Here is a 19,798-nt window from a genome sequence, read left to right as displayed (position 1 = left end):
ACACAGGAGGGAGCAAGATGGCCCGTGGGAAAAAAGCGGATAAGATTACAACGTTACAGACAACGGCAATTGTGGTTTGCTTTATGCTGGCTGCCGGGTTGCTTACCCTTCCAAGAGTAGCAACTGAAGCTGCAAAAACACCGGATGCGTGGATATCTGTCATTTTAGCAGGGGTGGGCACTTTTCTGTTCGGATGGGTTATAGTCAAACTAAGCTCACGATTTCCAGAAAATACCTTTTACCAGTATGTTCAGCAAATAACAGGCAAATTCATTGGCAAAGGGATTGGTATGCTGATTGTTATTTATTTTGTTTGTATAGCCGCATTTGAAATTCGATCTGTGGAGGAAGTCACGTCGTTCTTTCTGCTTGAAGGCACTCCGGCGTGGGCGATTTCAGCACCTTTTATGTGGCTCTCTCTGTACCTATGCATGGGGGGAGTGGGTTCATTAGGAAAGATATGTCAACTGATATTTCCGGTTTCGGCGGCTATCTTTTTGCTGATTTGCTTGCTGAGTTTAAATATTTTTGAATTGAATAACTTGCGTCCTGTCTTGTCGGAGGGGGGAATGCCAGTGCTTAGAACGCTCAAGACTACAATCCTGACATTAACGGGGACAGAGTCCTTGCTGTTTATTCTTTGTCGGATGGAAAAACCGGAGAAAGCAACCAAGGCAATCGGATTGGCGATTGGGATCGCGGTCGTTTTTTATACAGCTACGTTGATCCTGTGCATTGGCGCCTTTTCAATGGAAGGGGTGTTGAGCAGAACCTGGCCATTTTTAGATTTGGCCCGCAGCTTTGAAGTGGAGTATCTGTTGTTGGAACGGTTCGAGTCCTTATTGCTGACCATTTGGATCATGCAGATTTTTGCCACATTCAGTATTGCTTTTTATTGTGCTTCGCTCGGAGTATCTCAAATTTTGAATAGCTCTTATTCCAAGATGTTGTTCATTTTGCTTCCGTTTATCTACCTCTTATCCCAAATACCGAAAAACCTGAATGAGCTATTTTCTTTTGGAACGGTTATCGGAAATGTAGCGTTCGCTTTATTCGTGCTACTTCCACTGCCCCTGCTGCTTATTTCTCGCTGGAGAGGGGTGGGGTCATGAAAAGAGTCCAGTCAGGATTACTCGGATTGATGGTTTTCCTGATATGCAGCACACTTTCAGGTTGCTGGAGCAGCTCCCCAGTAGAGGATCTAAATCTGGAGACAGGCATTGCTTTAGATGTAGCGGAAGAATCCTCGCAAGAAAAGGAAATTAATCAGGAAGGGGGAGATTATCCAAAAAAGGAGTTAATTACAGGAACCTTTCAATTTGTCATTCCAGAGGAAAGCGGCGGCTCCAACACCTCCTCTCCACAAGCAAAGAAATTTTTTAATGTTACGGAAACAGGCGATTCCGTTTTTGAAATGATAAGAGAAATTTCATTGCGGACCAATCGACCTCCCATTGGGCAACATTTGAAAACGGTTATTATCAGCTCCAGTCTGCTTCGCAAGATTCCGTTGTATGAGCTGCTGGACTTTTTCTTGGGGGATAATGACATTCGGCCGAGTGTACTGCTGCTGATTAGTACAGAAAAGGCGGGAAATACACTCCAGGAGAAAATCCCTGGTCAGATTCCTGCCTATATTTTAAAGGATATTTTCCAAAACCGGAAACGGAACGCACGGTTGATAAAGCCTATGGCCTTGGTTAAAGTGATCGGACCCATGAAGGGGGGAAGAAGCTTTATATTACCTAATGTCATTACGGCGGAGAATGAAATCAAGCTCGCAGGTGCGGGAATCATCAAGGGAAAGACGCAAACATACGGTGGTTATCTGAATGAGTCAGAGGTTGAGGGTCTTATGTGGATCAAAGGCGAGCTGAAGGGAGGCGTGCTGAAAAGCCGCGATCCGAAAAGCGGTAAAAACATAGCATATGAGATCAAAGCGGGTAAAAGCAAGATCAAGGCCATCGTCCAGGGGGACGACATTTTCTTTCAGGTAAAAATGACCTCAGAGGGACGTGTTTCGGAGGTGCATATAAAGAATGAAGATTTGCGCAACAACAATGTGCTTGGACAGGAAGAGAGTCTCTTTCAGGAGAAAGTGAATTCATTAGCTGAACAAACCGTAGCTAAGATGCAAAAGCTGAAGGTTGATGTCGGAGGTTTCGGAGAAGCCTTGAGGATTCAACATCCTAAAGTTTGGCATAAGGTCAAAAAGGATTGGGATACCACTTTTAGCACCATTCCTGTACGGTTCAGCACAGATATTCATATTGAAGATTACGGCTCTTCGATTACGACGGCAGACTAAAAGGAATTTCGTTTGTATCTGTTATAGAAAAACCTTCAATACCACGAACCTAAGTGGAATTGAAGGTTTTTTAGTCTATTTAAACAGAGACAGTGTTTCTTTCAGCCACGTAATATAGCTTTCTTCCCGATTAATGGCACGGCTCAGCACCAAATAATGACCGAATTGACTAGAGCCGGGTACTTGAAAGTTCTCGTCCAGCCGCTGGAGAGAATTTTTACTTTCGTACAGGTATTCCAGCTTTTCTTCACGTTTGGCAATCTGATCCTCGAACAAGCGCTTACTTTCTTCCTTGGGGATGGCTGCTGAGAAATACAGCATGAGCATAAACTCATCCTTTTCTGTTTCCGGTAACTCTTTGGCGCTTAGCAGCCATTCGGTCAGCTCTTGGGTCCCTTTGGGGGTAATACAGTACAGCTTCTTTTCCAGCTTGGCTCCTGTAATGGAGGTGCGATATTCAATGAGTCCCTCTTCGGTCAGTCTTTTGAGCTCGGGATAAATCTGACTGTGCTTAGCACTCCAAAATTGTCCAATTTCCTGCTTGAATTGGCTCGTAATATCGTAGCCGCTCATTTCCTCTTTGTGAACCAGACCCAAAATGGCATATTTTAATGTGCGTTTCAACGTAGCTCTCCTCGCAATGGGGTATTTGACAATAGTATATCACAGCGCTACAATTTATATGTATCTTAAAACATGTTTATATTTACATGTTTGAATGATTGTTTATTATTTTGGTGTCTTGTTCAATTCATAAACTCATAATAAGGAAAGAAGGATGCAAGATGGACAAGTTTATCGGCAGTCACATGATTTACACCTATGAGAATGGTTGGGAGTACGAAATATATATTAAAAATGAGGATACGATTGATTATCGCATTCATAGTGGTATGGTAGGCGGACGCTGGGTACGTGATCAGAAGGTCAATCTGGTGAAGCTGGTAGAGAATGTGTATAAAGTATCGTGGACCGAACCGACAGGGACAGACGTTTCCCTGAACTTTATGCCTGAGGAAAAACGGATGCATGGCATTATTTTCTTCCCTAAATGGGTTCATGAGCATCCAGAAATCACGGTACGCTACCAAAACGATTTTATTCCGCTGATGGAAGAATCGCGTGAAAAGTATGAAACCTATCCGAAGTATGTGGTTCCTGAATTTGCGGATATTACGTTCATCGAAAATGCAGGTGTGAACAACGAACAATTAATCTCCCAAGCGCCTTACGCTGGAATGACAGACGACATTCGCGCAGGGAAGCTGCAAGCATAATCCAACATGGTTAATAGAAGTTGTGCAGCCTGAGCCTGTGGTAAGCAGTCTCAGGCTTTTTTACGTAAACTGGAGAGTGGATTGCTTAATGGGAGTGGTGGACGATATCTAGAATGAATAGTAGACCAGTCCATGCTCGATAAGATATGAACGACTAATCCGAGGGGGGAGGATGGTCGCTGTTGGGGAGAGAATGTACGAATTCGCATGGGCAGTCAGATCGGATAGGGCAGATAGTGCCAGCTCTGTTTTAACAGGTCCCCAGTGATCAGCGTGGTGCTTAATATATTGTTCAGCCTCGGTCAAGGAGAGACCTTTGAGCAAAGTAAATACGGAAGCCCAGCGGACGAGATCAAAGGTGCCTTTAATTTCAGGCAGCTTATATTCCGCCAGGCCTTGAGCGCCGTTACACGATATAGTAAGCAAGCCGCAGCAATGGTGTTGATACTGTTCAGAATCAGGAAATTGACGATGGTCGTATTGGATAATAGCTATGGAACCAATGCATAATTGCGTCGTTTGCAGCGTTGAGGGCTGGGCAAGCGTCAGGCTCATACTGGAACGGCCTCCTTCTCGGGATCATTGTAATAGGGATGGAAGAATCATACGTCACAGCGGATGTAATGTAAATCATGAATATAAGCGTAAAACAAGAATATGTAGCGGAAAACGGATTTTAATGGCAATGGAAACGGATACTTGTATCCGTCTCTTTCATTATCTTGACGATGGTCTGTATATTACAAAAAACAACCCCAGGTCACCCCAGGGTCGTCTTTACGAGAAATATATATCTGCATTATGCAAAATGCTTGTTTAGCTGAATCACACGGGTGTTACATCCTGAATTGCTTCTTCTTTTTCCTCTTTCCAGATCACGTTCTCGCGATAGTTAGATCCCCAATCGTACATCGCTCGCAGTACCGGAATCAGGCTTTCGCCATGCTCCGTCAGTGAATATTCCACATGTGGAGGGACGACAGGATAGACTTTACGCAGAATGAGTTGATCTTCTTCCAGCTCGCGCAATTGGTTGGTCAGCATTTTTTGCGTAATGTGGGGGATCAGCTTCTTCAATTCACCGAACCGCTTGGTGCCTTCCATACCCAGATGCCACAAAATAATCAGCTTCCATTTGCCACCGATGACCGCGAGAGTCAATTCTTTATCACAATTAATCAGCTTCAAATCAATCCGGTCTTTTACAGTTGTGATGTTCATCGACCTCCTGTCCGTAGTTATTCCAAGTATACTATGCATAACTACAGTACGCAAAAGGAGATACATCCATTTTGGAAACTATGCATACGATGGGATACGAATCGACTGAAATCACAATCTGATGATGTGCGCCAGGCTGGAAGCTTCCAGAAATCTACGACGTTTAAGAAGGAATAACGATGGTGTTAAAGGACTCCGGCTCCAGCCCCAAACGGTGTGTTATTTCTCCGACAGACAGATTCAGCACGCGAGATTCCTTGAACGGGTTGGCGATGACCAAAGCCCTTTGTCCGTCTGTATTTTGAAAAGCAACCGCATTTCCAGCCCATGAACCTTGAATTCCAATGCGTCTGGCCCCTGGCAATACAAAATGAGAAAAGTGCTTCATAACGTAATATTCCGGGTTCAGCATAGGTTTTCGATCTGCTGGATCAACGGTGATCATCGAATTTTGCTCCCAGCCCCATGTGCTCTTGCCTCGCGGTTCCAAAACCATATTCCAGTAAATATAAGCATTCACGCCATTAGTGAAGTAGTGTTGGTACAGGTTATATACATATTTGGCGTAGTCCCATGAGTTTTCTCCGTTTCCGCATTCATTTTCGGTCTGCATATAACGAAGCTCAGGATAGCTGGCTACGGTACGCTGAATGGCATTTTTACCTGCCCACTGATAGCCTACACCTTTTATATATTTATAGGCCTCGGGGTCACTCAATACGGTATGGGCATACTCATCGAAGCCAGTTGAAGTTTTCTTCATTAATTCCTCCCACGGATCGGGAGCGTTAATAGTACCCAGCCAAATTTCCGTATCCAGTCCGTGTTCTTCAAAAGCAGGCCCCAAATAGTCGCGAATAAATTCACGTAGTTGTTCTCCGGTCCATACGCAGGAAGGGAATTTCTGATCAGCAATGACTTCATTTTGAACATGAACCTGATGAATCGTAATGCCTGCCTCGCGGTATGCCTGAACAAATTTGACAAAGTACAATGCATACGCTTTCAAGATATCTTTTTCCCAGCGCAACGTTCCGTAATTGTAGGCTTTCGGTGATTTCATCCATGTCGGCGGACTCCAGGGTGAGGCGAACAGTTTCAAGTCTGGATTGAGTTGTAACGCTTCCCGAATAAAAGGAATGAGATATTGCTGATCGCGCTCAATGGAAAAGTGCTTCATCTCTATGTCGCCGTCCGTTTCATTATGGCTGTACCATTCCAGCGCGTAGTCACTCGCTCCAATAGGAAGTCGGCATATCGTGAATTTGTGCTCGCCCTCCGGGTGAAAGAGAGCATGAAGCACCTGATCCCGCTCTTCGCTGTCCAAATGATTCAGGGCCACATAACCCAATTCATTAAAACAGCCGCCAAAGCCTTCTACAAGCTGATATGTTTCTCCTGTAAAGGTTAGGTTGGCACTCTCTTGGGTTTGGGTCAAATGATGAGCTTGGGATTGCCAAGCATTAGCTTTGGAAGTGGAAAACCACTGAATGGTTTGATTGCTCATGTGTACCCCTCCTGTTCAATCTTTTTGTATCTCTACTTATTATAGGGTAGGATCGTAGGGGAAGAGATGGTCTGAGCGAAGACAAATTTGCCCTTATCCAAGGTGAAATTTGCGGATGAGAAGTTTCCGTAAATAAGAAGTGGCGAGAACACATAAAGTACACATCTCTTTGATATGCTGTTGTCCTAGAATGACCGAAAGAGGGAAGTCGATTTGAATAAAAGAGTTCTTCTCGTGGAGGATGAAATACGTATTCGTGAAGTGATTGCGGATTATTTTAAACAAAATAATTGGGAAGTCTATGAAGCAGGCAATGGAAAAGATGCACTCCTCTGGTTTGATTCGGTGCAGCCGGAACTCATTATACTCGATATTATGATGCCTGAACTGGATGGTTGGGAAGTATGCCGTCAGGTACGCAGCCATTCAGGTGTACCGATTATTTTGCTGACGGCCAAATCCGGTGATGATGATAAAATATTGGGCTTTGAGCTGGGGGCAGATGACTACGTGACCAAGCCTTTCAGCCCCAAGGTGCTGATTGCCCGCGCGAACGCGCTGATGAAACGGGTAGAGGGACATGTGCAGCCGGAGTCGCATATTTTGCGGTTCGGCAGTGCTATGCTCAACACGATGGCTCATCGGCTTGAAGTGGATCAGGCGGAAGTTGAGCTGACGCCCAAGGAGTATGAGCTGCTGCGGCTGCTTATACATAACAAAGGCATAGTTGTTTCACGAGAGGCGATACTGAACCGGGTGTGGGGTATCGACTTTGAAGGGGACACACGAGTTGTCGATACGCATATCAAAAAGCTGAGAAGTAAGCTGGGCCGTGAATCACGCCATATCCGCACGGTTTTTGGTACAGGCTACAGGTTCGAGGAGGAAGAATGAACAAACGGGGAGTTACCTTTAAGTTGTTCATTATGACGGTTGTGTTTTTCCTGTGTTTTTACGGAATGGTGATTTTAAGTCAATTGCTGTTTTTTGAAAATTTTTATCAGAAACAGAAGATTGGGCGTGTGGAAAGTCGTTTGCAAAGCTTCGGTCAAAGTTATGTCCAGGAAGCTTGGGGATCAGGCAGGGTTTCGCGTGAGGCAGCTCGTTTTATGCTCCAGAATAAAAACCAGCTGGCGATTGTAACGCTGGACGGCAAAGTAAAGCTGGATGATGCGTTTCATATCAATCTCAGAAAAGCAGATGGTAAAATCGTTAAAATATCGTTGTCTCTGTTTATGAGCGAATACGGAGATGAACTGAGAGCTGCCCGGATTCAGCCTGGTGACACGGTGACCGTTGAAGGTGAGGTGTTGGGAACTGACGGCATCTCCTCTGCCTATTTAATTTATCCATCAGGCATACAGAAGCTTGGTTTCAAAAATATAGGATCAATTTCAGATGAGACAAGCACAGATGACAGTGTAAGACTGTCCGGTACGGTAACAGAGATTGTGCTGCCGGATCTGAAAACATGGAGTCAGCGCCAAGGTCTGCTGTATAGTGCGCTGGAGGAATGGTTTCCTTTATCCCAGGATCATCTGGAGAAACTTAAAAATTTCGAGGTGTTGGAGGAAGAGTGGACGGAACCTTGGACAGGGGTACGAAATGCCGTTATCGTCCATCCTGTTCGTCAGAGCACAGGCGAGATCGACCTCTTGTTCACTGTGACATCGTTGCAGGAAATCAGTGAGACGAATGAGGCTCTACGCTGGTTTTATCTGTATCTGGGGATCGGCGGATTTGCACTCATTCTGATTTTGTCCCTGTTCTATTCCCGAATGGTAACCCGTCCGCTCATTACTTTGAATAATACCGCCAAGCGGATGGCCAAGCTCGATTTTACAGCCCATACGCCAATCCGGCAGAATGATGAGCTGGGTAGCCTGTCCTACAGCATGTATACCCTGTCCCAGAACCTGGACACAGCTTTGCGCGAGCTTCAGGAGGCCAATCAGCAATTGGTTGAGGACATGGAACAGAAGCAGAGAATGGAGGCTGTGCAACAAGACTTTTTTGCCAATGCTTCTCATGAGCTGAAAACCCCGCTAAGTATTATCAAAGGGTTTGCAGAAGGATTGCAAGATGGAGTCAGCGCCGGGAAGCAGGATCATTATATGAAAGTCATTGTAGAGGAAGCGGACAAAATGGAGCGATTGGTCAAGGATATGCTGGACCTTGCCAAATTGGAATCTGGAACCCTCAAGCTTCGCAAAACGACCTTTATTTTGAGCGAGCTGGTGGAGGAGGTTGTGGATAAGCTATTCCATCTGTTGAAGGAGAAGCAGCTGGAAGTGGTCATTATTCCTGCCAATGAGCTGCCGATTCATGCCGATATAGGATGGATGGAACAGGTGATTATCAACTTTGTTGTCAACGCCATACGGCATGCCGAGGAAGGAAGCTCGATCACGATTCGTATCGAAGGCTCTGGGGAAGTCAATACGTTTTCCATTGAAAATAAGGGGGAGACCATCCCAGACGATCAGTTGGAGCTGATATGGAATCGTTTTTACCGGGCCGAGCTCTCCCGCAGCCGCCAGACAGGTGGGACAGGACTCGGGCTATCGATCGTTAAACGAATTCTGGATTTACACGAATTCCGCTATATGGCGGAGAATACCAAGGACGGCGTCCGTTTTGTCGTTATATTCGGAGGCTAGGCTATGGCAAAGGAGTTAAAAAGTATGAAATGGAATTGGTTGCCCTCACTTTGCACGCTTGCAAACCTGGGGGCAGGGGTGTTATCCCTGTACTTCACGATTCATGAGCAATATATGACCGCCTTTACCCTCGTGGTAGTGGCTGCTTTATGGGATGTACTGGACGGTTTGCTGGCAAGGCTGCTGCATTGCTCCAGTGATTTTGGCAAGCAACTTGATTCACTGGCGGATGTGGTCTCATTTGGTGTTGCTCCTGCTTTTCTAATCTTGCAGTACAAGCTGGGGGATACCCACTGGATAGGACCGCTTGTAGCCGTGTTGTTTGTGATATGCGGTGCGGTAAGGTTGGCGAGATTCAACCTGATGGCTTTTAGCAAAGGCTTTGTGGGCATGCCCATTACAGCTGCGGGTGTGGTTTTGTCCTTTATGTTTTTATGGAGTGAGCATTTGAAGCCGGGGTTGTTGCTGGCACTCATGGTGGTGCTGTCGTTCCTGATGGTTAGCCGTATTCCCTTCCCGTCCTTCAAAAAATAATCGGTCAGGAGGTGGCGCCTCTATGGAATGGGCCATCAGCATGATTACACAATACGGATATATTGCTATTTTTGCACTGCTTGCCCTTGGAATTATAGGGCTACCCGTTCCTGATGAAATTATTATGGTGTTTGTCGGCTACCTATCCTCTATCATGGTACTGAATTATTCCGTGTCTATATTAGTCAGTTTCATTGGGGCGATGACAGGGATGATGATCAGCTACACGCTAGGCAAAAAGCTGGGTCAGCCGCTGGTAGATAAGCACGGCAAGTGGGTAGGACTGACACCAAAGCGGTTTGCAAAGGTAAAAGGGTGGTTTGCGCGCTTTGGATTGTGGACCATTTTGTTCGGTTATTTTATTCCAGGAGTCAGACATGCGACAAGCTATTTGTCGGGGATTAGCGCGATGCCTGTACGAAAATATATGCTGGTGGCCAGCGCCGGTTCTCTGGTATGGACACTGATCTTTATCTCCATTGGTTACATTGCCGGGGCCAATATAAACTTTCATTAAGGTAACCGCAAAAGTAATGTAGCATTTTTCACGTATTGCACCGATAATATAAATAAAAGAACCTGTACAACCAGTGAGGGGATCTGTATTGAATGCATTAATGAAGTATATTGAAAAGTTACCTGGTTTTCTGCAAATGATCTTGAATATCTCGCTGTTTCTGGTCGGGCTGATTTTAAGCTTCTTACTTCTAAAAGAAACATGGGCCATATTTTCATATGTGTTCTTGTCTACAGAAGACGACAAAAATTACTATGAATTCACGGAAGAACTGCTTGTATTCTTTTTGTATTTTGAATTCATTGCATTAATCGTTAAGTACTTTAAAACCAATTTTCATTTTCCATTACGTTATTTCATCTATATTGGGATTACGGCCGTCATCAGGCTCATTATTGTGGACCATGATGATGCTAAAAATACATTCTGGTGGTCCATTGCTATCCTAGTCATGGTAGGTTCTCTATTGATTGCTAACAGTAAGTTGTTAAAGAGAGAAAGTTGATGCCGAGGAAGATTGCAAGGGTGACAGTCAAGTGGGAGAGAGGGAATAAAGACGAATGGTAAGAAACTGGATGAATCATGCGGGCGTCAGGCGGGCAGCCGTCCTTGCGATAATCGTTTTACTGCTCTTCATGTTAAGAAGCATGATGAATATTATTTTGTTAACACTGCTGCTTACGATTTTGATTGGCAGCATATATAACGGTGTGAATAAGCTGATCAAGCGGTTCGCCAATGTACCGCCTATGATCGTGCTGCTACTGGTATACGGGTTGCTGATCCTGATTATCGTGTGGGGAGTTTATCGAATGGTGCCGCTAATCAGCGTGCAGGTCAAGCAGGTGTATCTCATGATTCAGCAAGCGTATATGTATCCTGATCGTAACCAATGGAACGAAACGATTATTGAATTTATGGACACGCTCAATGTTCAGCGGTTATTTGAGCCTGGCTGGAATGCGGTAATGAAAATTAGCCAGCTGGGAACACAACTGCTGGTATCAATTATTTTGAGCTTGTTCTTCCTGATGGAAAAATCCTATATTACACGCTTTACAGCTACGTTTGTGGATAGTAAGCTGGGTTGGTTCTTCAAGGAAGTGGGCCATTTTGGACGCATGTTTCTGGGTACATTCGGGAAGGTGCTGGAAGCTCAGCTATTGATTTCACTCATCAACTGTATATTGACGACGACGGCTCTTTGGATTATGGGTTTTCCCAATCTGCTCGGCCTCGCGCTCATTATATTCTTGTTGGGGTTGGTGCCAGTGGCGGGTGTATTCATTTCCCTGATCCCGCTCGGTCTGATTGCTTTTAGCGTCGGGGGAATCAATTATGTGATTTACTTGGTTATTCTGATCGTAGTTATTCATGCGATTGAAGCCTATTTCCTGAACCCGAAGCTGATGTCATCCAAAACCAATTTACCGATCTTCTTTACCTTTGTTGTATTGATCTTCTCTGAGCATCTGATTGGGGTGTGGGGCTTGATTGTAGGTATTCCGTTGTTTGTTTTCTTCCTTGACCTGATCGGGGTACAACGCAAGCAAGAGAAGGATACCTAATCTATTTACGACAGATACGAACATAGTAGTGACCATTGATTTTTCATAACGAATGCCTGCGAAGCCGCAGGCATTTTTTGTTTTCTCTGGTATTCTTCATTTTATTCATGGGAAAGATGGCTGACGCTCATCATCGTTCAGGAGGAGTCCAACGGTACGTTTTACTTCCTTGGGGATATCGGATACCGTCAGGGTAGCTTATCAGCTCGATAATCGTTCCCCAGGGTGATCTTCCATATACAAACTGGTTGCCTGTCCCTGTTTCAATACCGGATAGCGTATGCGGAGGGGACAAGAGTGTTCCTCCTGCTTGTTGAAAACGTGCCGTCGCCGCGTTCATGTCATCCACATAGACAGCAAAATGCTGTAGGCCATAGTCTGCTAATTGGATAGCGAAGTTTTGCGGGGTGTTTTCCAACTGAAATAGCTCAATTCCAGGTCCTTCATGGATGCGAAGCAGACGAATATGAATGATACGTGCGCCTCGTTTGAGTCCTAATTGCTGTTCTGTTTGTTCTCCTTCTTGTGGAGGCTGCTGCTTGTTGAGGGCATCATAGCAGATGTCAGCCCCAAAGGCGTTCTGTAAAAAGGTCGTTGCCTGTTCCACGTCAGGTACCGTAATTCCAATATGATCTATTCCGCGTACGGGATGTTGTTTTGGGGTCATGTATACGTCTCCTCCTTCTCGTATCTATTGTTTTTACCCATAATCTAATGTTTACCCACCAACTTTTTAATTCTCTAGTTAACTGTAGTACACTGAGTATCCAAGATAAGATATTGTTAAAGGAAACGAGATGATATAGATGGGACAAAAGATTAAGGTATTGGCTATATCGGGGAGTCTTCGTCAAAAGTCTTCCAATACCGCGCTTATGAAGGCTGTTATTGGACTGGCTTCTGAAAATAAAGCTGAATCAAGAGGGCACCATAACAAATGCTGAAACTAGACAGGAGCTGGAAGCATTACTTCAAGGGCTTGAGCAAGCATGCAGAGGACAGGCATAGAAAAATTCAAAGCAGATCCTTCATCATAGAAGGATCTGCTTTTTCGGATGGCCACCTACTACGTATTCAACGGCAGGTATTCATCAGTTATCTAAATGTTAGAAGTGTTCAATAAGCTCTCATAGACCTTTAAACGGGCATACACCGTTTCAAGTATCGGATATGAGACATTACTGCCAGAAGCCAATGCCAGAAGTGCACCGTGCAGATGACTTGCTTCAACCGGTAGATTTTTCTGCATATCACGTTGCATGGATGACATCATCTCAGGCTTTAAGGAATCCATCGTTTTTAGCGTATGAACTTCCATTTCTGAATGAATAGGCATATCGGCGTTGCGTGCAAGTGTGACGATCTCATGCAGTAGCCTTTCATAGATTGCACGCGATTCGGGCGTGGCGAGTATAGCTCCGACGGAGCTACCCATGAGGGTTGTGATTCCGCTCATGCTGGCAATAAATATATACTTCTGCCAAATTTCACGCTGAATGTCATGACTGTGTGTGACGGTGAAGCCTGCATGATCAAGATGGCTACATAGTAGTTGCGCACGCTCTGAATTTGCTCCATCCCATTCCCCAAAAACAATGCGGTGGAACGGGCTTGTCTGAACGATAGAGCCTTTGTGATTTAACGTCGTTTCGATATAACAAAGCCCACCCAGCACTTTTTCAGCTCCGAAATATTCGCGCAAAGATTTAAAATGTTCATAACCGTTAAGTAAAGGAAGAATCATGGTATCTTTGCCGATATAAGGCGCAAGGTCTGGCTGCAATAGAGGCAGATGGTACGCTTTGACCGCGAGAATAATACAGTCAAATGGCTCAGCAGCTTCACCGTAGGTAATAGCCTGGATCGGTGTCTGAAAATCTCCGTGCACACTTTGAATCGTCAGACCGTTTTCTGCCAAATGAAGCTTTTTGGAAGGGCGCACGAGAAAGGTTACATCTTCCCCCTTTTGAACCAGGCGTCCCCCAAAATAGCCTCCAATAGCTCCTGCACCCACAACTAGAAACCGCATCCTAGGGTACCTGCCTTTACTTTTTGTTTCATTTCCTTTAGTTGCAAAACATTAAGCGCCTTCGAGTTTGTCATGATACATTCAAATCCTTTCCTACCTTGGTTTTGGAAAAACAAAAAACCTTCCAGCACATTGCTGAAAAGGTCCGAAAGGCAAAAAAAGAGTCAATTTGCGACCGTTCTTTTGTCTCGGTCCTTTCGGATCAGAGCAAAATCCAACGAGTTCACCTCCATAGGCTCACGCTTATACTTATTAAATTACACCTTACCAGAGTACCGTTCGAATATATCGATACAGCCTCTCAGGGAAGTATACCAGAATATCAGGTTCCTGTCCCATATAAAGCCAATCCGAACAGTGTGTATACGATGGTATCCATAAAGCACGAACCTAGTATATATGAAGCGCATGAAGGTGATATAATAGGGCGCAAATAAGTTTATAGACCGATAACTTGGAGCAGAGGAGAGAAGGCTGGTGTTTGAGCAAATTGTAGCGTATGGTCTGAGCCAAAAAGAGGCCGTTAAGGATTATCCATTTGGAGCTGATCCCCTGGTACTAAAGGTAGGGGGCAAGATGTTTGCTCTCCTGACTGAAAAAGATGGCATTAGCCACGTATCCCTGAAATGTGATCCGGTCATTGCAGAAAACCTGCGTCAGCAGAACAAGGCAATTAAGCCAGGCTATCATTTGAATAAAAAGCATTGGAATACGGTAGAGGTTGATAATAGCTTTCCGTTGGAGGATTTGTACAGCATGATCGACCATTCGTATGAGCTGGTCTTCAAAAGCTTAACCAAAGCGCAACGCGAAGCGATTACGATGAGGATACGGGCTACGGATCTGTAAAGGGCTGGTGAAGCCCTTAGTAACACTTTTATAGTTTTACTTGACAGAAAACCACTAAAGATATATTCTTAATTTAAAGATAATTTATTTGAAAATAATATCAAGGAGTGGACCTGAATATGAGCGAACTGGTGAATGTTATTCAAGAGAGAAGATCGGCTTCTAAATTTATTCCTGATGTTACTATAGATGCAAAAGAACTGGAAGAGATATTTCAGCTGGTGAAGTTTGCTCCATCGGCTTTTAATTTACAGCATGCGCGTTATATCGTAGTGCAGGATGCAGAGATCAAACAAAGGCTGCATGATGAGGCAAGTAAGCAGTATAAAATATTAACCGCTTCGGCCACTATTGTAGTGCTGGGTGATACAGAGGCTTATACCAAGGTAGCTGATCTCAACGAAGGGTTCCTGAATTTGGGCGTTCTGAGCAAGCAGGAATATGATAGCACCGTAGAATCGGTAACTCAGTTTTATCGCGAGCGGGGACCTGTCTTCCAGAGGGAAGAAGCGATTCGTAATGCCAGCCTGTCGGCTATGCAATTTATGTTGATTGCCAAGGATAAAGGCTGGGATACTTGCCCGATGATCGGTTTTGACCCGGCGATGGTGCAGGAAGTATTGAATATCCCCGAGCAATTTGTGCCTGTGATGATGATCACCTTGGGGAAAGAGGACGAATCGGGGCAACGGGCAAGAGGATATCGCAAGCCGGTTGGACAGTTTGTTAGCTACAATGGATTTTGAAATTTGTAAATCATCATGTTCATTAAGGAGTGATTGAGATGTCTTTGAAAACCGCTGGAATTCACCATATTACGTCCTTTGCAGGCGATCCGCAGGGCAATGTTGACTTTTACGCAGGTGTGCTTGGTTTGAGATTGATCAAAAAGACAATTAACTTTGACGCTCCAGAAGTATATCACTTGTATTTTGGGAATGAAAAAGGCAGCCCGGGCACGATCATTACCTTTTTTCCGGCTCCGGGTACACGCAAGGGTAAAATTGGAGGCGGACAGGTCGGGATTACGACGTATGTCGTGCCGCCGGGCTCGCTGGATTACTGGGAAAACCGTCTGCATAGCTTGAAGGTGTCTTTCACGAAGGCTACTCGTTTTGGCGAGTCATTCATCCAGTTCCGAGACAATGAGGGCTTGCATCTGGAACTGGTGGAGCGCGAGGAAGGCCCGGTGAATACGTGGACAGCCGGAGGCGTGCCTACAAATAAAGCGATCAAGGGCTTTGGAGGAGCAGTGCTCTACAGTGCGGATTCCAAGCACACCCAAGGCGTGCTGGAGAATGTTCTGGGCATGACTCCCATCGGAGAAGACGCAGATGCAGGCTATATCCGTTATCAGACGACTGGGGATCTAGGCAACCTGATCGACATTCCGGTCAAAGATGTACCATGGGGGAACGGCGGCGCCGGTACGGTTCACCATATTGCGTGGCGCGCGCAGGACGATACTGAGCATCAGGCGTGGGACGAGTGGGTTCGTCAGCATGGTTTTGGGACCAGTGGCATTGTAGATCGACAATACTTCAATGCCGTATACTTCCGCGAGCAAGGCGGTATTCTATTCGAGATCGCAACCGATCCGCCCGGATTTACGGTGGATGAGGAATTGAATGAGTTGGGGCACAAGCTGATGCTGCCTGAATGGTATGAGCCTCAGCGCGCCGAGATTGAGTCTAATCTGGTTCCCATCGAACCTAGAGTACTCCAACAGGATGAATCGGTTTAAGCTGGACAATCACATACGGAACACCAAAAGGTCCAATGCAGGAAGATTTCCACCCTCATTGGACCTTTTGGTATCTGAATGTCATTAGTGTAAAAATAAGCGTGGAAGAGCTGTTTAGATCATGAGCAGCTCACGAATTTCCAGTTCGGTCAGTGCTGAAAGGCTTTCTTGCCCCGGCTGAATGACCTGGTCGATCAGATTTTTCTTTTTTTGCTGTAGCTCATACATTTTGTCCTCTACTGTACCTTGGGCGACGAGCCGAATAACCTGCACCACTTTTTTCTGGCCCATTCGGTGTGCACGGTTGGTAGCCTGCTCTTCTACAGCGGGATTCCACCACAGGTCATATAGAATGACGGTATCTGCGCCGGTGAGGTTCAGACCCGTACCTCCTGCCTTGAGGGAAATCAGGAACAGCTCGCGTTCTCCTTCGTTGAAGCGACTGCACAGCTCGACTCGTTCGGGGGCGGGAGTCTGTCCATCCAGGTAAAAGTAGGGGACCCCCTCACGAGAAAGCTCACGTCCGACCATTTGAAGCATCGTGGTGAACTGTGAAAAAATGAGCATCCGCTTCCCGGAGCTGAGACATTCCGTAATAATCTCCAGCAGTTGTTCAAATTTGGCCGAGCTTCCCGTATATCCTTCGATGAATAATCCCGGATGACAGCAGAGCTGCCGAAGTCGGGTCAGACCTGCGAGAATTTTGATCCGATTTTTCTGAAATCCTTCTTCGTTAAGATGCTTCAACGTTTCATGCTGGAGCTTGGCCAGATAAGCTGTGTACAGCTTTTTTTGCTCCGGCAGGAGCCGAGATACCTGCACGGATTCGATTTTCTCTGGCAGTTCCTTAAGTACATCACCCTTCAGACGACGCAGCAGGAACGGACGAACTCGCTTGGCAATCACATTTCGAGGCAGGTTGTGAAACGCTCTTTTTCCGCCGGGAAATAGCTCAGGAAATACAACGTCGAAGATGGACCAAAGTTCTTCCAATGTATTCTCGATTGGCGTTCCTGTCAGGGCAAAACGGTAACGGGCTTGTACATCCTTAACGGCCTGTGCCGTCTGGGTAGCATGATTCTTGAACGCCTGCGCTTCGTCCAAAATGAGCGTATGAAACGATGGCTTGCTGTACACATCCGCATCGCGTCGCAGCAGCGGATAGGAAGTAATAATAACGTCATAGCTGGTGGCATCCCGTATAATTCGGCTCCGTTCCTCCGGGCTGCCATCAGCAATAATGACGCGGATATGCGGGGCGAATTTCTCCAGTTCATTCCGCCAATTGTACACCAGTGATGCAGGGGACACGATCATGGCTGGAAGCTGCTGACTGCGAATTTCCGGCAATACAGAGACGAGGAAGGCAATGCTTTGCAGTGTTTTGCCCAGCCCCATATCATCTGCCAAAATACCTCCAAAACGGTAATGTGCTAAGGTCTTAAGCCATTGAAAACCATAGACCTGATAATCTCTCAAGATTGGAGCAAGCGTGACGGGTACTGGAAAGTCGAGATGGTCAGGATTGCGTATATTTTCTAGCAGCTGGCGAAAGGTTTTACCCAAGGTCAGGCTTTTTACATGATCGTGAGGATCAATTAAATACAGACCCTGCGTGACCGGGATTCGAATCTGCGCTGCATCCAGATCGCTTTTGCGGATACCTGTTTCGTTCATGAACCGAATTAATTCCTTGTACTCCTCTGTTTCCAGTGGCAGCAGGGCACCATTCGGCAGACGGTGATATTTCTGTTTTTCTTCCAATGATTGGAGCAGCTTGCGAATTTCCGATTCCGGTATACCCTCAATATCAAATTTAAATTCAAGCCAATCCGTACGTTCATCCCACTCCGCCCGTATTCTTGGGACAGGCAGGGTATTATTGATTTTCGATTTGACTGCACCCGTGGCATAGACGTTCAGCAACTTTTCCAGTTGTGGAACCGTATGGTACAAAAAGTCATACTCTGCATCTTCATCTTCCATAAAATATCCGCTGTCTGTTCTGGCAAAGGAGCTATGCTCCATCAGTTCCAAAATCCGTTGCTCCTGTTCCCCATCACGTATCAGAATCCGGTCGTTACCTGGCGTTCGTGCATCTGTTTCCAACGGGTTGATGATGATGTCTCCATATTGGAATTCCAATCCTGCCAGTAGTTTGTCTCTTACCCTGTCCAGATACAGCTTGGCCTTCAACGGATGCTGGGCGACCCGCTCTGAGACAGAACGGGTCATATGGACACGTCCGAGCTTCATTAACCCGGGCACGACCTTATCCATAAAAGCTTCCATCTGTTCTGGTGCGATCTGGACTGCTCGTCTGTGATGTACCTCGACCATTCGTTTTAGCTCGGACAAACGCCGTAAGGAATCATCCTTCTGCTTGACAAGCTTGCCATCGGCAATGACGACACCGTAGTCCTCCATGATGGTCAAGTCATCTAATCCTTGAATGCTTAACTGGTAGCCTTCGCTTGTGGATTCGGCCTCATCAAATTCAAATTGCAGCGGAAGCATCAGGTCGGACTGAGGAATACCTTCGCTCATGTTACCGTGAATTTCAAAATAGACGCCCTGTGCTGCTGTCAGCAAGGGGAACAGCCTATCCCAAGCGGCAGGCGGGATGAGAAGCATTCGCTCGCCACTCATATGACTGCCGGAGGCTGAATACGTGCCTGAGGTTTCCCGAATCATGCGCTCCTGATGGCATACCTGGGATAATTGCTGTAGGATCGCATCATGTTCAGCTCGGAAGCGGTACAGCTCAGGCTCGTAAGAGAAGCTCTTCGTGAACATGTAGCTATTCCCACGGTCGATACTGTCCAGAAACGGACGGATTTTCTGAACGATGTATAATCGTTTGGGTCCAGCCTTCATTTCCAATCCAAACATATATTTTTGGTAACCGTAGGCAAAAGGCCGGATGACGAATTGAAAATCCAAGATCGCACGAGTATCCAGCAGCGTAGGAGTGCTGCGAAGCGGTCTCTTGCGGCCGAATAGTTTTAACATACTGTCGGTCAACTGGAGATCCCCTTGTGTGATGCCAGAGGATCGTGAAATTCTAGCAGTGTGTTCATTGGGGGTATCTGTAGATGTGTACATCCCGTCTGAACCCATGCTCCCCGCTGGATCTGGGGCAGTGCCGGGATGAAGTCTGGAGACATAGGAGCGTACGGATAGACTTTTTCCACGTCGCATATCATAGGCGTTAAGGAGAACAGCAGCAATATGTTTGCAATAACGTCCGGTGGTCTGAAATGAGCTACAGGTACATTCCGCGCGAATACTGCCGTTGGGCCGGATCATCGCAGCAACGGCATAAAAGCCGTTTCCTTTGACTGTAGCTTCATACACACCTTCATTATGATCTATTTGTGTAAAGGCCACCTTTTTGGCCCGATAATAGGCATCCCCGTCGTCATAAGCAGATTGACTGCATAGTTGTCTGATCGCTCGCCGGGTAAGTTCAAAACTCATGGTTCGTAATCCTTTCCTGAGTTATTCCGTTTTCTACATGATAACAGAACAGACCGGGTGAAGGACACTGGAGTGCGGAACGTAACTTTAGGAAAAAGAAGAGA

At 45.9% G+C, this 19,798-nt stretch carries 19 protein-coding genes and 1 pseudogene; 13 read left to right on the top strand and 7 right to left on the bottom strand.

Going from position 1 to position 19,798, the window contains the following annotated elements:
* The first annotated feature begins 17 nt into the window (after positions 1-17).
* Together C400_RS0101490 and C400_RS0101485 are read left to right on the top strand one after the other, a co-directional pair.
* Complete coding sequence (locus C400_RS0101490) at positions 18-1,112, top strand: GerAB/ArcD/ProY family transporter (RefSeq protein WP_017425755.1); 1,095 nt, start codon at positions 18-20, stop codon at positions 1,110-1,112.
* On the top strand, positions 1,109-2,308 hold the full coding sequence (locus tag C400_RS0101485; protein ID WP_017425754.1) for a Ger(x)C family spore germination protein: 1,200 nt from the start codon (positions 1,109-1,111) through the stop codon (positions 2,306-2,308). Before C400_RS0101490 ends, C400_RS0101485 begins: the two co-directional genes overlap by 4 nt.
* A 75-nt stretch (positions 2,309-2,383) precedes the next feature.
* Here C400_RS0101485 and C400_RS0101480 read toward each other — a convergent pair whose 3' ends face one another.
* Entirely contained in the window at positions 2,384-2,932 is a 549-nt protein-coding gene (locus tag C400_RS0101480) for a PadR family transcriptional regulator (RefSeq protein WP_016819419.1), read from the bottom strand.
* A gap of 161 nt (positions 2,933-3,093) precedes the next feature.
* On the opposite strand from C400_RS0101480, the gene C400_RS0101475 reads away from it, so the two are divergent.
* Entirely contained in the window at positions 3,094-3,585 is a 492-nt protein-coding gene (locus C400_RS0101475; protein ID WP_016819418.1) for a phenolic acid decarboxylase, read from the top strand.
* Between the two features lie 108 nt (positions 3,586-3,693).
* Here C400_RS0101475 and C400_RS0101470 read toward each other — a convergent pair whose 3' ends face one another.
* The 3 genes from C400_RS0101470 to C400_RS0101460 all read right to left on the bottom strand — a co-directional run bounded on the left by C400_RS0101470 (position 3,694) and on the right by C400_RS0101460 (position 6,313).
* Complete coding sequence (locus C400_RS0101470; protein ID WP_017425753.1) at positions 3,694-4,140, bottom strand: hypothetical protein; 447 nt, start codon at positions 4,138-4,140, stop codon at positions 3,694-3,696.
* 270 nt (positions 4,141-4,410) lie between these two features.
* Entirely contained in the window at positions 4,411-4,806 is a 396-nt protein-coding gene (locus C400_RS0101465; protein WP_016819416.1) for a winged helix-turn-helix transcriptional regulator, read from the bottom strand.
* A gap of 163 nt (positions 4,807-4,969) precedes the next feature.
* Complete coding sequence (locus C400_RS0101460) at positions 4,970-6,313, bottom strand: glycoside hydrolase family 30 protein (RefSeq protein WP_017425752.1); 1,344 nt, start codon at positions 6,311-6,313, stop codon at positions 4,970-4,972.
* 213 nt (positions 6,314-6,526) lie between these two features.
* On the opposite strand from C400_RS0101460, the gene C400_RS0101455 reads away from it, so the two are divergent.
* The 6 genes from C400_RS0101455 (at position 6,527) to C400_RS0101430 (ending at position 11,592) form a co-directional block, all read left to right on the top strand.
* On the top strand, positions 6,527-7,207 hold the full coding sequence (locus tag C400_RS0101455; RefSeq protein WP_016819414.1) for a response regulator transcription factor: 681 nt from the start codon (positions 6,527-6,529) through the stop codon (positions 7,205-7,207).
* Positions 7,204-8,973, top strand: coding sequence for a sensor histidine kinase (locus C400_RS0101450; protein WP_017425751.1), 1,770 nt, complete (start codon positions 7,204-7,206; stop codon positions 8,971-8,973). Before C400_RS0101455 ends, C400_RS0101450 begins: the two co-directional genes overlap by 4 nt.
* A 24-nt stretch (positions 8,974-8,997) precedes the next feature.
* Positions 8,998-9,507 (top strand): CDP-diacylglycerol--serine O-phosphatidyltransferase, encoded by a 510-nt coding sequence (pssA, locus tag C400_RS0101445; RefSeq protein ID WP_025363970.1) that lies wholly within the window; start codon positions 8,998-9,000, stop codon positions 9,505-9,507.
* 22 nt (positions 9,508-9,529) lie between these two features.
* A complete protein-coding gene (locus C400_RS0101440) occupies positions 9,530-10,024 on the top strand; it encodes a DedA family protein (RefSeq protein ID WP_016819411.1) in 495 nt (164 codons plus the stop codon).
* 88 nt (positions 10,025-10,112) lie between these two features.
* Complete coding sequence (gene psiE / locus C400_RS0101435; protein WP_016819410.1) at positions 10,113-10,529, top strand: phosphate-starvation-inducible protein PsiE; 417 nt, start codon at positions 10,113-10,115, stop codon at positions 10,527-10,529.
* Between the two features lie 55 nt (positions 10,530-10,584).
* A complete protein-coding gene (locus C400_RS0101430; RefSeq protein WP_013369319.1) occupies positions 10,585-11,592 on the top strand; it encodes an AI-2E family transporter in 1,008 nt (335 codons plus the stop codon).
* Between the two features lie 130 nt (positions 11,593-11,722).
* On the opposite strand, the gene C400_RS0101425 is transcribed toward C400_RS0101430, so the two are convergent.
* Positions 11,723-12,259, bottom strand: coding sequence for a VOC family protein (locus tag C400_RS0101425; protein WP_017425749.1), 537 nt, complete (start codon positions 12,257-12,259; stop codon positions 11,723-11,725).
* Between the two features lie 139 nt (positions 12,260-12,398).
* Between C400_RS0101425 and C400_RS28615 the strand changes: the two are divergent.
* Positions 12,399-12,500, top strand: a pseudogene (locus tag C400_RS28615) (flavoprotein); the annotation flags it as partial.
* 191 nt (positions 12,501-12,691) lie between these two features.
* Here the strand turns inward: C400_RS28615 and C400_RS0101415 are convergent.
* Positions 12,692-13,621 (bottom strand): ketopantoate reductase family protein, encoded by a 930-nt coding sequence (locus C400_RS0101415; protein ID WP_017425747.1) that lies wholly within the window; start codon positions 13,619-13,621, stop codon positions 12,692-12,694.
* A 477-nt stretch (positions 13,622-14,098) separates the two neighbouring features.
* Here C400_RS0101415 and C400_RS0101410 point away from each other — a divergent pair, with 477 nt between their 5' ends.
* The 3 genes from C400_RS0101410 to C400_RS0101400 all read left to right on the top strand — a co-directional run bounded on the left by C400_RS0101410 (position 14,099) and on the right by C400_RS0101400 (position 16,214).
* Positions 14,099-14,470: an MmcQ/YjbR family DNA-binding protein gene (locus tag C400_RS0101410; protein WP_016819405.1), complete on the top strand. Its 372-nt coding sequence runs from the start codon at positions 14,099-14,101 to the stop codon at positions 14,468-14,470.
* 119 nt (positions 14,471-14,589) lie between these two features.
* Complete coding sequence (locus C400_RS0101405) at positions 14,590-15,216, top strand: nitroreductase family protein (protein ID WP_017425746.1); 627 nt, start codon at positions 14,590-14,592, stop codon at positions 15,214-15,216.
* 38 nt (positions 15,217-15,254) lie between these two features.
* Complete coding sequence (locus C400_RS0101400; protein ID WP_017425745.1) at positions 15,255-16,214, top strand: ring-cleaving dioxygenase; 960 nt, start codon at positions 15,255-15,257, stop codon at positions 16,212-16,214.
* 114 nt (positions 16,215-16,328) lie between these two features.
* Here C400_RS0101400 and C400_RS0101395 read toward each other — a convergent pair whose 3' ends face one another.
* Positions 16,329-19,694: a DEAD/DEAH box helicase gene (locus tag C400_RS0101395; RefSeq protein ID WP_017425744.1), complete on the bottom strand. Its 3,366-nt coding sequence runs from the start codon at positions 19,692-19,694 to the stop codon at positions 16,329-16,331.
* Positions 19,695-19,798 lie beyond the last annotated feature (104 nt).

The sequence above is a fragment of the Paenibacillus sp. ICGEB2008 genome (assembly GCF_000307675.1).
In the GTDB taxonomy this organism is placed as follows: domain Bacteria; phylum Bacillota; class Bacilli; order Paenibacillales; family Paenibacillaceae; genus Paenibacillus; species Paenibacillus polymyxa.
This window is presented reverse-complemented; position numbering and strand designations above follow the sequence as displayed.

Excerpts from the sequence above, each read along its gene's own strand:
- C400_RS0101400 (WP_017425745.1), top strand. The coding sequence starts at position 15,255 with ATGTCTTTGAAAACCGCTGGAATTCACCATATTACGTCCTTTGCAGGC.
- C400_RS0101415 (WP_017425747.1), bottom strand. The coding sequence starts at position 13,621 with ATGCGGTTTCTAGTTGTGGGTGCAGGAGCTATTGGAGGCTATTTTGGG.
- C400_RS0101475 (WP_016819418.1), top strand. The coding sequence starts at position 3,094 with ATGGACAAGTTTATCGGCAGTCACATGATTTACACCTATGAGAATGGT.
- C400_RS0101490 (WP_017425755.1), top strand. The coding sequence starts at position 18 with ATGGCCCGTGGGAAAAAAGCGGATAAGATTACAACGTTACAGACAACG.
- C400_RS0101465 (WP_016819416.1), bottom strand. The coding sequence starts at position 4,806 with ATGAACATCACAACTGTAAAAGACCGGATTGATTTGAAGCTGATTAAT.
- C400_RS0101430 (WP_013369319.1), top strand. The coding sequence starts at position 10,585 with ATGGTAAGAAACTGGATGAATCATGCGGGCGTCAGGCGGGCAGCCGTC.
- C400_RS0101425 (WP_017425749.1), bottom strand. The coding sequence starts at position 12,259 with ATGACCCCAAAACAACATCCCGTACGCGGAATAGATCATATTGGAATT.
- C400_RS0101470 (WP_017425753.1), bottom strand. The coding sequence starts at position 4,140 with ATGAGCCTGACGCTTGCCCAGCCCTCAACGCTGCAAACGACGCAATTA.
- pssA (WP_025363970.1), top strand. The coding sequence starts at position 8,998 with ATGAAATGGAATTGGTTGCCCTCACTTTGCACGCTTGCAAACCTGGGG.
- C400_RS0101485 (WP_017425754.1), top strand. The coding sequence starts at position 1,109 with ATGAAAAGAGTCCAGTCAGGATTACTCGGATTGATGGTTTTCCTGATA.
- C400_RS0101450 (WP_017425751.1), top strand. The coding sequence starts at position 7,204 with ATGAACAAACGGGGAGTTACCTTTAAGTTGTTCATTATGACGGTTGTG.
- C400_RS0101405 (WP_017425746.1), top strand. The coding sequence starts at position 14,590 with ATGAGCGAACTGGTGAATGTTATTCAAGAGAGAAGATCGGCTTCTAAA.
- C400_RS0101460 (WP_017425752.1), bottom strand. The coding sequence starts at position 6,313 with ATGAGCAATCAAACCATTCAGTGGTTTTCCACTTCCAAAGCTAATGCT.
- C400_RS0101395 (WP_017425744.1), bottom strand. The coding sequence starts at position 19,694 with ATGAGTTTTGAACTTACCCGGCGAGCGATCAGACAACTATGCAGTCAA.
- C400_RS0101440 (WP_016819411.1), top strand. The coding sequence starts at position 9,530 with ATGGAATGGGCCATCAGCATGATTACACAATACGGATATATTGCTATT.